Annotated in this window: 7 protein-coding genes; 3 read left to right on the top strand and 4 right to left on the bottom strand. The window is 39.0% G+C overall.

Annotated elements, in window-relative coordinates; all coding sequences use genetic code 11:
- Positions 1-32: 32 nt before the first annotated feature.
- From hutG to BLR30_RS00695, 3 genes are all read right to left on the bottom strand, one after another.
- Entirely contained in the window at positions 33-956 is a 924-nt protein-coding gene (gene hutG, locus BLR30_RS00705) for a formimidoylglutamase (protein WP_089853263.1), read from the bottom strand.
- Between the two features lie 68 nt (positions 957-1,024).
- Positions 1,025-2,251 carry an imidazolonepropionase gene (hutI, locus tag BLR30_RS00700; protein ID WP_089853260.1) on the bottom strand — a complete coding sequence of 409 codons (1,227 nt, stop codon included), beginning with the start codon at positions 2,249-2,251 and terminating at the stop codon, positions 1,025-1,027.
- A gap of 33 nt (positions 2,252-2,284) precedes the next feature.
- The gene (locus BLR30_RS00695) at positions 2,285-2,650 is read right to left on the bottom strand and encodes a four helix bundle protein (protein ID WP_089853256.1); all 366 of its coding nucleotides are present in this window, start codon (positions 2,648-2,650) and stop codon (positions 2,285-2,287) included.
- A gap of 159 nt (positions 2,651-2,809) precedes the next feature.
- Here BLR30_RS00695 and ruvB point away from each other — a divergent pair, with 159 nt between their 5' ends.
- The 3 genes from ruvB (at position 2,810) to coaE (ending at position 5,469) form a co-directional block, all read left to right on the top strand.
- Positions 2,810-3,832, top strand: a complete 1,023-nt coding sequence (gene ruvB / locus BLR30_RS00690) for a Holliday junction branch migration DNA helicase RuvB (protein WP_089853253.1) — start codon at positions 2,810-2,812, stop codon at positions 3,830-3,832.
- Between the two features lie 127 nt (positions 3,833-3,959).
- Positions 3,960-4,826: an MBL fold metallo-hydrolase gene (locus tag BLR30_RS00685; protein ID WP_089853250.1), complete on the top strand. Its 867-nt coding sequence runs from the start codon at positions 3,960-3,962 to the stop codon at positions 4,824-4,826.
- 7 nt (positions 4,827-4,833) lie between these two features.
- On the top strand, positions 4,834-5,469 hold the full coding sequence (gene coaE / locus BLR30_RS00680) for a dephospho-CoA kinase (protein WP_089853247.1): 636 nt from the start codon (positions 4,834-4,836) through the stop codon (positions 5,467-5,469).
- A 415-nt stretch (positions 5,470-5,884) separates the two neighbouring features.
- On the opposite strand, the gene BLR30_RS17820 is transcribed toward coaE, so the two are convergent.
- Complete coding sequence (locus BLR30_RS17820) at positions 5,885-12,328, bottom strand: GEVED domain-containing protein (RefSeq protein ID WP_089853244.1); 6,444 nt, start codon at positions 12,326-12,328, stop codon at positions 5,885-5,887.
- Positions 12,329-12,690 lie beyond the last annotated feature (362 nt).

Here is a 12,690-nt window from a genome sequence, read left to right as displayed (position 1 = left end):
ATAAAATAATGATTTTCTCTATTGAAATAATGCTAAACCATAAACCACTCATTAATAAGTGTGGCCGCCAGCCTTGCCGTTCTGTCCTGAATATCATAGGAAGGATTGACTTCTGCTACATCAAGCGCCAAAAGTTTTTCACTTTTTAAAATATGTCTGTAAAGATGCATAAATGCAGCATCGGCAAAAATACCGTTGTAAGCAGAAGCGGAGACTCCTGGCGCAATGGAAGTATTAAAAACATCCATACATATGGTGAGATATAGATAATCTACACTTTCAGTCAAATCATTTATTCTCTGATAAATTGACGGAAGATTTTCAAAGAAAATTTCATCTGCTAAAATATACTTCATTCCGTATTGATGGGCAGTATCAAATAACTTCAACGTATTGGAATTTCTCTGAATCCCGATATGCAAAGAATTCATTACTCCTTCCTGAGCAATCTGCCAGAAACCCGTACCAGAGCTCGCTCCTACTCCATTTTCCGGTTGCCGATTATCGAAATGAGCGTCTATATTAATAATTCCTATTTTTTGTTCAGGAAAAGCTGTTTTTAACCCAAGATAATGAGCATAGTTAACTTCATGTCCTCCACCCAAAACAACAGACCTGCCATGTTTCAGTAATACTTTAGATACATTTTTTGCCAGATTATTCTGTGTTTCTTCCAGATTACCATCTTCACAAGTAATATTTCCGAAATCGAGAAGTGTAAAATCGGGACGGATTACCGGAAAATTTGACATATTCTTTCTGATTACGTCAGGAGCATCTTTTGCACCTTCCCTTCCTTTATTCCTTTTGACTCCTTCATCTACTGCAAATCCGTGCAAAACGAAATCCTTAGTTGAAATAATATCATAATTATTCTCTTCCTTTACCCGCTGAAATATTCTGTGGTAAAGAAGTTCTTCGCCGTCTAATCTTCCCTGCCAAATATTGTTATTCATAAATTCAATTTGTGTGTGTTGTAGTTCTTATGCAGAAAGCATCTAAACGTAATTTTTATTACAATAAACTATTCAATTTTCATTCCTTCAATATAAACATGTTCCGCTCTCAAACTTCCCTGATGATAAAGTACATTCTGGAAATTATCAGTTTTGAATGTAACAAAATCTGCTTTTAATCCTACTTCCAGTTTTCCTCTGTCCTGAAGTCCTAACGCAAAAGCAGAACGAAAGGTTATTCCAGCTAAAACTTCCGCCGTCGTCAACTTTTCAAATGTCGCTAAAATAGAAGCCTGTGTAATTAAATTTCCCATCGGTGCCGATCCTGGATTCCAGTCGCTTGCGATCGCCAAAATAGCTCCGGCATCCAGTAATTTCCTTGCCGGAGTAAATTTTTCACCTAAACCTAGGCTGGCGCCGGGTAACGCCGTAGCCACTGTTTCAGATTGTGCTATGAATTCAATATCTTCATCAACAGTCGCTTCCAGATGGTCTGCAGACTTCGCTCTTACTTCTACCGCAATCCTTGAACTTCCGGGAGTAAACTGGTCTGCATGAACCGTGATATCAAAACCTAGTTTTTTAGTTTCAAGCAAAAATGTTTTACTTTCTTCAGGTTGAAATGCTGATTTTTCGATAAAAATATCAACCCTTTTGGCCAGGTTTTCTTCTTTTACTGTTGGTAAAATTTCATTTAAAATATATTGTAAATATTCTTCATTGCTTCCTTTAAAATCCCTTGGTTTCAAATGCGCAGAAAGACACGTAGGAACCAATGTAGCCAGAGTCTGTTGTTGTGCTTTTTGAATCGTCCGCAGCATTTTAAGTTCGTTTTCCACATCCAGGCCGTAGCCGCTTTTTACTTCAATGGTAGTTATTCCCAAAGCTATCAGAAAATCAATTCTCTCCAGTAATGTTTTTAATAATTCTTCTTCAGAAGCATTTCGTGTATGCTGCACTGAACTCCATATTCCTCCCCCGCTTTCAGCAATTTCAAGATAAGTCTTCCCGGCATTACGCATGGCAAAATCATTAGCTCGGTTTCCACCAAAGCAGATATGGGTATGTGAATCTGTGAAAGCAGGAAGAACAATCTGCTCTCCTTGAACTTTTTCAATTTCAATATTTTGATTTTCAGATTTTAAATTTTCAAAATTTCCGATTTTGTAAATTTTATTTCCGTTGACTATAATTCCGCCATCTTCAACAATTTCGAGCTGCTCATCTGAAATTTTTCCTCTTAGAGGAAGATTGGCAAGCGTTATAATTTGCTTAAAAGGTCCAATTAGTTTCATGTATTATGGTTGAGGTTAAGGTTGAGGTTGAGGTTAAAAGTGGTTATTATTTAATCTACTTGTGATTTTATTTAAATCATATATAACCTCACCAATTAAATTTTGTATTTCTAAACTCTCATTTTCTGCAAAATATTTTACTCTGTGCCCATATATTAAATGGCTTTTCGTTTCAAATGCTGATCCTCTCGAAATATCATAGAATCTGCTTTTATCTTTAGATGTTCTTCTCCCAAAACCTTCAGCAATATTTGCCGAAATACTTTCGGCGGCTCTTCTTAATTGTGATGCGAGTGCATAATCTTCTTTTTTGGGTAAACTTTCAGATATTTTGAAACACTTTTCAGCAATATCCATTGCCTTTTGCCAAACGGGCATTTCGGTAAAATCTTTTATCATTTGTTATTATTAAATTTCCTTTCCAAAAATACTTAAAATAAATCAAATGTTTTGCTCGTCTCATCTCAACCTAAACCTTAACCTCAACCTTAAATCTTAACATCCTTCTTTAATCGTAACCTCAATTTCCTTATCTTTACGGTAAATGAAATTGAATTAATGCCAGACTTTTTACATCCAGATAAAGACAATTATTCCCGTGAAGAACTTGCACAGGAAGAGCAGATTCGTCCCCAGAGTTTCAGGGATTTTGCGGGTCAGAGAAAGACACTGGAAAATCTTGAAGTTTTTGTAACGGCTGCTAAAAAACGTGGCGGTGCACTCGATCATGTTCTTTTGCATGGTCCTCCAGGTTTAGGAAAAACTACTTTAGCCAATATCATAGCGAATGAATTAGGAGTAAATTGTAAAATTACTTCAGGGCCGGTATTGGATAAACCCGGGAGTTTGGCAGGCCTACTTACCAATCTCGAAGAGAACGATGTTCTTTTTATCGATGAAATTCACCGCCTGTCGCCTGTTGTGGAAGAATATCTGTATTCTGCCATGGAAGATTACAAGATCGATATTATGCTTGAGACCGGTCCGAATGCAAGAAGTGTCCAGATTGGTTTAAATCCTTTCACACTGGTGGGTGCAACTACCCGAAGTGGTATGCTTACCAAACCCATGCTGGCAAGATTTGGAATCCAGAGCAGACTGGAATACTATACGATTGAGCTTTTATCAATGATTATTCAGAGAAGCTCAAGGGTTTTGGGGGTAAAGATTTACGAAGATGCAGCGATTGAAATTGCGCGCAGAAGCCGGGGAACTCCAAGGATTGCGAATGCTCTTCTCAGAAGAGTCCGTGATTTTGCAGAAATCAAAGGAAATGGAGAAATCGAGATCAACATTACGAAATATGCTCTTAATTCGTTAAATGTAGATGAGTTTGGTCTTGACGAAATGGATAATAAAATCATGCGGGTCATGATTGAGAATTTTAAAGGAAAACCTGTGGGAATTTCTGCCCTGGCAACATCAATCGCAGAAAATCCGGAAACGTTGGAAGAAGTTTATGAACCTTTCCTGATTCAGGAAGGATTTATCATCAGAACGCCCAGAGGGCGTGAGGTAACGGATAAAGCGTACAAACATTTAAATATTGCAAGGCCTAAAAATCCGGGAGAACTTTTCTGAAATCATAAGTAGTTATCAGTAGCAGCAGTAAAATTTCATGTAAATAATTTTTAAAACTGCCATGAAAATCTTATTTTTTCAGATATAAAACTATTAAAATAAACAACATTATAAATCTTAATATTATATGAAATTATATCCAATACAATGTGGAAAATTTAAACTCGACGGCGGAGCCATGTTCGGAGTCGTCCCAAAGAGTCTGTGGGAAAAGACCAATCCTGCAGACGAAAGAAACCTGATAGAGCTGGGAACACGTTCTCTGCTGGTGGAAGACGGAAAGAAACTTATCCTGATCGATTGCGGACTGGGTGATAAGCAGGACGAAAAGTTCTTCAGCCATTATTCGCTTTGGGGAGACGATACATTAGATAAAAATTTAAAGAAATATGGTTTTGTAAGAGAAGACATTACCGATGTTTTTCTTACACACCTTCACTTCGACCATTGTGGCGGAGCTATTGAATGGAATGATGATAGAACCGGCTACAGACCTGCTTTTAAAAATGCACACTTCTGGACGAATGAAAATCACTGGCAATGGGCAACAGAGCCTAACGCAAGAGAAAAAGCAAGTTTTTTAAAAGAAAATATTATACCGATCCAAGAAAGTGGCCAATTGAATTTTTTACCTCTTCCGACAACAGGGAATTACGGGTTTGCTCCGGATCTTAAAATGGACGTAATCTTCGTAGACGGACATACAGAAAAACAGATGCTTCCTGTGATTCAATATCAGGAAAAAACAATCGTTTTCGCGGCTGATCTTATTCCTACGGCAGGACATATCAATCAGGTATATGTGATGGGATATGACACCAGACCTCTCCTTACTTTAGAAGAGAAAGGAAAGTTCCTGAAACAGTGTATCGACAATGAATATCTGCTGTTCTTTGAACATGATGCCCACCATGAGCTGGCTAGCCTGAAAATGACAGAAAAAGGCGTAAGGCTGGATGAAACTTTTAGCTTTAATGATGTTTTCGGATATTAAGTAAACTATGGAAGAACTACATTCAGAAACTCAGAAAGCCGAACCGGAACCATTATCATCACCCAAGGTTATCGGCCTCACAGGAGGGATAGGCTCAGGGAAAACAACCGTAGCCAGATTCATTGAAGAATTCGGATTTCCTGTCTATTATTCTGATGAGCGGGCAAAAGATATTGTAAATGAAAATGAAGATCTGAAGATAAAGATTAAAGAAATCTTAGGCGAAGATGCATATGATGAAAACGGATTTTATAACAGAAAATTCGTAGCGGAAAAAGTTTTCAGCAATACAGATCTGCTTCGGCAACTGAACGAGATTATTCATCCGGCTGTACGTATCGATTTTGAAAACTGGGTAAAAAAGCAAACCAAGTATTTGGTCTTTAAAGAAACAGCTTTATTGTTTGAGCTAAAACTACACCGGGAATGCTACAAATCTGTGCTGGTAACTGCCGAAGACAATATCAGAATTAAAAGGGTGATGGACCGAGACGGTAAAACGTATAGAGAAGTCCAGGCCGTTATGGAAAGACAAATGCCCGAAAAAGATAAGATCAAGCTGGCAGACTGCATCATTTATAACAATACCAATCTGGAAGATCTTAAAGACCATACCGAAAAGGTAATCTTTGATATCGAATAAATTAAAACTCACTGGAAAAAATCAGTGAGTTTTTTTATACCTAACAATTGGAGTTCCACCTTTATTCACCTTAAGTATTGCTCTATTGATATTAGGTATTTTTCTACTTACTTCGGGTATTGCCCTACTCACCTTGGGTATAATCTTACTGACTTCGGGTATTGCTCCACTGACCTTGGGTATAACCTTACTTACTTCGAGTAATATTCTACTGACTTCGGGTATTGCTCTACTGACCTTGGGTATAACCTTACTTACCTCGGGTATAATCTTACTGACCTTGAGTAATGTTCTACTTACTTCGGGTATTGCTCCACTGACCTTGGGTATAACCCTACTGACCTCCGGTAAAAAGACATAAAAAAACAGGCTCTCAATATTGAGAGCCTGTTAAGATGATTAATAGTTAAATGATTTATTCTTTAATAAATTTCTTCTGAACTGAGATATCATTTCCATCCTGAATATCGATGATATACACTCCATTTATTAGTGCATGAACATCAATCTTGTTGTTCAGGATAATTCCGCTTGACACCAATTGTCCGGCTGCATTGTAGATCTTATAATTAGCTTTTTTGCTGATATTTTTCACATACAATACAGAACTTACCGGGTTCGGATAGATTAAAATATCCGTCTGGTTAATTGGGTTTGAAATAAGAGGTTTAGATATTCTCACTGTATAGTCTTCAACTTCGCCATTAGGGAAATTGGTACAGTTTACAGGGATAGCATCTTTCGCCATTGCAACTCTCATAACTACATACTTGTAATCTGTCAGGCTGATGAAAGCATCTGCCGGTACAGTAAATGTTCCGCTTACAGTAGAATTTGTATTTGGAGCTACTGCCAAGACTCTTTCATTGATATCAAAATATCCGTTTCTGTTGAAATCAATCCAGACAGCTACCCCAGCTTCTGCATTTCCGGAAAGTTTTTTATCAATGGTAATCTGATTGTTAGAAGACCCTTGGATCAATTCTATAAACTTCAGCGGATCACCTGTATAGTCTGTATAGTTGGATGCTCCTGATGCATTTTCCATTGTATCTTTTCCATTTGGCACCACTTTAACTTTAGAAATATACTCTGATGAAGAAGATGCTGAAGACATATTACAATAGATAACAGTCGGAGTTGTAAAGAAGTACGGAAGGGTATAAGTACCCGGCGTACCACTACATACATTGGCAACCTGTAATTCGTATTGCGTTAATTCCAGTAAACCTGTCAGTGTAATGGTATTGGTATTCGAGGTAACCGTCGTCCAGCTAGGAATGCCAACTTTTCTATATCTTATGATATACGTTGCTCCAGGGAACGGATCCCAAACCACTATTGCAGTTGTTGGAGTAAGGTTGGTAATCGTAAGTCCCGGAGGAGGTAATTCGCATGTTCTCTCAGTAGTAAATACTTTAGGATTAGACCATGCATTCACCGTTGTTTCTCCATTACAGATATTAGCCACCTGAACCTCATACGTTGTATATGGGCTTAATCCCTGAATGGTGTAGGTATTCAATGGTGGTGTTGTGATGTTCACGGTAGTCCATAATGTGGTTCCTACGATTCTGTATCTTAATACGTAGGTAGCACTTGGTACTACAGGAGCCCATGTTACTACTGCAGAGTTTGTCGTCACAGTACCAATGGTTACATTCGGAGGTGTAGGATCACATCTTGTTGTGAAAGTCTGAACCGGTGTAAATGTTCCCGGAGTAGTTCCACAGCTTGCCGCAATCTGTACTTCGTATGTTGTTGCAGGCGTTAAGCCTGTTAGAGCCAAAGGTGGGTTTCCTGTTAGTGTAGAAGTTACTACCTCTGTCCACGTAGATGTACCGGCCACTCTATATCTTACAATAAATGTAAGACCTCCTGTAGGTACAGTCCAGGTAATATTCGCAGAAGTATGGGTAATTGTATTGAATGATACACTTGTAGGTGCCGTTGTAGAGCATGGTCTCAGCTTTACAGCATAATCTTCAACCTCTCCGTTGGTAACATTCTGACACATTACAGGAGCACTTGAACGCTTCAGCACCACTCTCATGGTTGTAGTTAAAGGTCCGTTATATGCATTCGCAGGTACTGCAAAAGTAGCTGTCACAGGACTGGTTGTACTAGCCGGAGAAGTCATGATTTGCTCGTTAGTTTCAAACACTCCGTTTCTGTTGAAATCAATCCATGCTGTTACGGCATCATTCTGACCTCCGTTTTTAGCAACCGAAATCTGATTCCCTGTAGAACCTATTTCAAGATTAATTAATGTAGCCGGCGTTGTATAGCTGATATAATTTGTCTGAACCGAAGTATTACTCATCGGAGGAATTCCCGGATTCACAGAAGTTACTGTAACATTGGAAATAAAATCAGTTGTACCGGTACCTGTCATATTACAATAAGTAATTGGAGTGGTCGTAAATGGTGTTGAGGTAGACCAAGGTCCCTGACTTCCTCCACATATTGTGGCCACCTGTACTTCATAAGCCGTTTGCTCTGTAAGCCCTGTAATATTGTAAGAGTTTCCATTGATCGGTCCAGGAGAAACGTTCCATGCTCCGACAGGATTGGTTGTTCTCCATCTCACAAGATATGTTGCTCCGGTAGAAGATATCCAGGATACAGTGGCTGTAGTAGCCGCAATATTTGATACGGTAATTCCTGAAGGAGCAGCTGTAGTACACGGCTGAATATCTATAAATTTCACCTGATAATCCTCAACTTCCCCGTTACTTGTAAGAGGTGAGCAGGCATCTGTTGGTGTAAGATAATATACGATAACACGCATTTTCACTTTGTTCGTTCCGGAATAGGCTCCGGCAGGAACAGGGAATGTAGCTGTAACAGGTGTTGTAGAAGAATAACCAAGATTCATAATTCTTTCTCCACCCGGCACCGTAGTAGGATTATTATTAAATACTCCGTCCCCGTTAAAATCTATCCATGCATAGGTAGAATAAGTACCTGATAATATTGTTCTTCCTACTGAAAGTACATTATTGGTAGAGTTTCTGGCCAGCGTGACAATTTTAGTAGGATCATTAGAGTAATCAGTGTAAGTACTAGACCCTGAATTGTTGGACATTGTAGGTGTAGCAGTACCTGTTACCGTGATATTATTAATAAAGCCGTTAGTAACAGAAGCTGTACCAGAATTACAGTAAGATATCGCAGGAGTCGTAAAGTTAACAGATCCAGACCAAGCTCCCGTACTACCTCCACAAATAGTTGCTACCTGCACTTCATATGTGGTATTTCCGTTTAGGTTTGCAATGGTATAAGGATTTGTTGCCGGAGCAATAACCGTCCAGGCACCTGTACCCGTTCTGTATCTCAATGTATAAGTCGCCCCGGTAGCATTAATCCAGGAAACCATAGCAGTTGATGCAGTAACGTTTGAAACAACAATCGGAGATGGTGCTGCTGCAGAACAAGGAGAAAGATCAATGATCTTCACAGCGTAATCTTCAATTTCTCCATCAGCTATTGTTGCACAAGGATTTGTAATCGTGCTTGTAGAGAAAATCACTCTCATTCTTAACGTCAGCGGACCGTTATAAGCGGTTCCCGGAACAGTGAATGTAGCACTGATAGGAGTCGTTGTATTTGCAGTTGTATTAATTACTCTTTCACCTGTTTCAAAAATACCGTTTCTGTTGAAATCAATCCATGCACCCACCGCTAATGATGAGTTAAATGTGCCAAGCCATGATTTAGAAACAGATATACTGTTGTTTGTAGTGTTACGAACTAATGTAATGAGTTTTGTAGGATCCGGAGAATAGTTTGTGTACGTATTTGCTCCTGAATTATTACTCATAACATATGAATTGGTAGGAGTAACTGTTACATTAGAAATATATCCGTTGGCGTTATTATTCGAGGTGATTGTACAATAAGTTACCTCAGGTGTGGTAAACGGCATCGGAGCAGTAAACGTTCCTGTAGTACCTGAACATACATAGGCAACCTGAACTTCATAGTCAGTTTGTTCTGATAGACCATTGATCGTGTACGCATTGGTAGTCAAAGGTACAGTCGTCCATGTTGTAGAACCTAAAGGTCTGTATTGCAATACATAAGTCGCACCTACAGCAGGATCCCACATTACATAAGCAGAAGTTGCCGTAATATTGGTAACACTAAGGTTAAGCGGCGCATTGCTTGTACAAGGAATTGGCTGAATTAGTTTTACAGCATAGTCCTCAACCTCTCCATAGGTAAAACTTGTACACATTGTAGGCGAACTAAAAAACTGCATTGCCACTCTCATTCTTGTAGTAGCAGGGCCATTATAAGCCGTTGCAGGTACCGCGAAAGTAGCCGAAACCGGAGTTGTGGTATTCGCAGGAGTATTCATGATCTGCTCAGAAGCTTCAAATACTCCGTTTCTGTTGAAATCAATCCAGACACCAACTCCTTCACTGAATGTAGTTCCTGTCCAGAATTTAGTAACTGATATTGTGTTGGCTGCAGATCCTATTACAAGATTCACCAATGCACTTGGTGTGGTTGTGTAATCAGTATATGTAGATCCGGCAGAATTATTACTCATTACAGACGCACCAGTCGGAGTTACCGTAACATTAGATATGTATTCATCACTAAAGTTACTTGAAGTCATGGTACAGTAATTAAGACCAAGTGTTGTAAAGTTTGTAGATGCAGAGAAAGGTCCCTGAACACCTGTACAAACGGTAGCTACCTGTACTTCATACTGAATACCATCACTTAGACCTGAAAGGTTTACAGAGTTTCCGGTAGACGGAACTGTGATCCATGTTGTACTTCCTACCGGACGGTATTGAACAACGTACGTTGAGTTTGCAGTCGCCGTCCATGTAACCGTGGCTGTAGTTTGTGTAATTGCAGATACCACTATACCCGTTGGAGCCGCACCGGTACAGCTGGCTAGATTAGCTACTGTAGCACTTCCTATGGCATAGAAAACATTTCCTATGGAGCTTACTCTGATTTTAACGGTTCCTCCTAAAGTAAGACCGTTAAGGGTTAGAGATTCGTTACCATCATTAGGAGTAGAAGCTGATGCAACCGTCCAGGTCACACCATTATCGGTTGTGTAATCAATTTTTACGTTGCCCACATTATATGGAGCTGCCGTAGTATTTACAACATCCCATGTAACAGAAGTCGGGCCGTTATTATAAGCCGTAGAAGTTGTTACTTTAAAAGGCCCATCATTTCCTACAATAATTTGCTGGTTGGCATATTGTGTCTGCTGTTGGGTTGGAACAGGATTATTATCCCTAACAGTTACTCTGAAATTTGTATTTCTTGCAACAGTAGAAACAGACTCCCATCCATTATTGGAATTATTTAAAACACCAGCTAAAACTGATGATAATTTAGGAAAATATCTTGTAGGGCTAGTCGTCGGATTGAATGATCTGAACGAAGCTCCACTCGCAGTTGTTCCTAAATTATTTTTATTAATCGTAACAGTTGCATTGTCTACTTCCTCCCAACAATAAGTCATAGGGTCATTTTCAGCATCTGTTGCAGAGGCCGTCAGCACGAATGCCGTCCCTTTAGGAATATTATACGTTGGTAAAGGTGAAATTACAGGAGCATTGTTATTGATTGTAGTTTCAACATCACAGGTTTTACTAGTAAGATTGTTTTGAACCTGAGTAATACTTACTGCATGAAAATAAGGATCCGAATGTGGCTGAACGTCAGTATTGGGTCCCGTAATTCCGGCATATCCCATAATAGTAGACCCGGAACCCGGCTCTACGTTTACTCCTGCACCTTCAAGTCCGTGGGAGAATGTGTGATTAGCTCCCAGCTGATGTCCCATTTCATGGGCTACGTAATCAATATCAAAATTATCTCCCTGTGGAATTCCATCAGCGGGAGAAGTGTATCCTGATCCCTTTTGCGTAGCATTACTGCTAGCAGGATCTACGCACACGCAACCTATACATCCGGCATTCCCACCACCTCCGGATGCACCGAACAAGTGACCGATATCATAGTTGGCACTTCCTACATTTGTTGTAAGTGTCTGCTGCAGCTGAAGATTCCAGTTATTCATCTGCGCTGAAGGAGAATAAGGATCAGTAGCAGGGTCTGTATAAATTACATTCGGAAAGTTCTGCAAATTTAAGTGTAGAGCAAAATCTTTCTCAAATACTCCGTTTACTCTGGTTAATGTAGCATTTATTGCAGTTAATGCATTAGCTACAGTACCTCCGAAGTATTGTGTGTATTCGCCTGTCACAGACATTGCCAATCTCATCGTTCTGTATTTTTTATCAGATGATTTGGCAAAATCAGTTGTCTGATTAGTGAATGATTTCCCCGCTTTATAAAGCTTGTCAATCTCCTGCTTTGTCAACAGGTTTTCGTTCATAGAGCATAGGAAACCTTCATTGCTTTTATCAGTTTTTGGATGCACACCATACACTGTTTTTCCTTTGTCGGCCGGTTCTATGAATTCATACACACCGTTTTTGATAATCATTGACTGAAAATCATCCGGTGCCAAACTAAATCTCAGATATTTACCGGGATCATCAATCCCGACACCTACATAAGATCCCAGTTGATACTGATCTGCCAATTCCTTTACAACCACCGGGAAGCTGTAAACGGCAAATTTTTCAATTTTTCCTTCTAAAGTTGGCAAAGAAATTGTGACGGGTTTTGCATTTTTCCCCGTTTCCTGGGCTTTGGCCAATTGAGACTTTAGTAAAGAAATGTCAAGAGTGTAATAGCTTTTAATATCTGAGCCTGCTCTTGTTTTTTCTCCTCTGAATGTCGTGGGACTCCATTGTGCACTGGTAATCGCAAACAAAAAAAGGAAAAAGAAAGAAGTAAAATTTTTCTTCATAACTTTCTCAATATTATATTAATTATACAAATCTAAACATTTTTTATTATTAATTTCAAAATACAAATAATTATTTTATATAAAAATCACAACAATTTAAATTAAACCATTAAAATACATAAACAATAAATAGTTTATATAAAATATTAACAATAATTCACTTGATTCTTTATTTAAAGTCTCGTTTGCTATTTCAGATTTTGCTCCTAATTGCAAAAAAGAGGCTGTCCTAAAAGTTTGGACAGCCCCCTCGTTTAGGTAAATCGTAAACCCTAAACTATGAATATTCATACCGTACGGTCAACATACCCACACTCGGGCGGTCAACACACCCTTGACCGAGCGGTCAACGCACCATTGAT

Source organism: Chryseobacterium taeanense, assembly GCF_900099685.1.
Lineage (GTDB): Bacteria > Bacteroidota > Bacteroidia > Flavobacteriales > Weeksellaceae > Chryseobacterium > Chryseobacterium taeanense.
The sequence above is the reverse complement of the archived record's forward strand: the minus strand, read 5'-3'. Positions and strand labels throughout refer to the sequence as shown.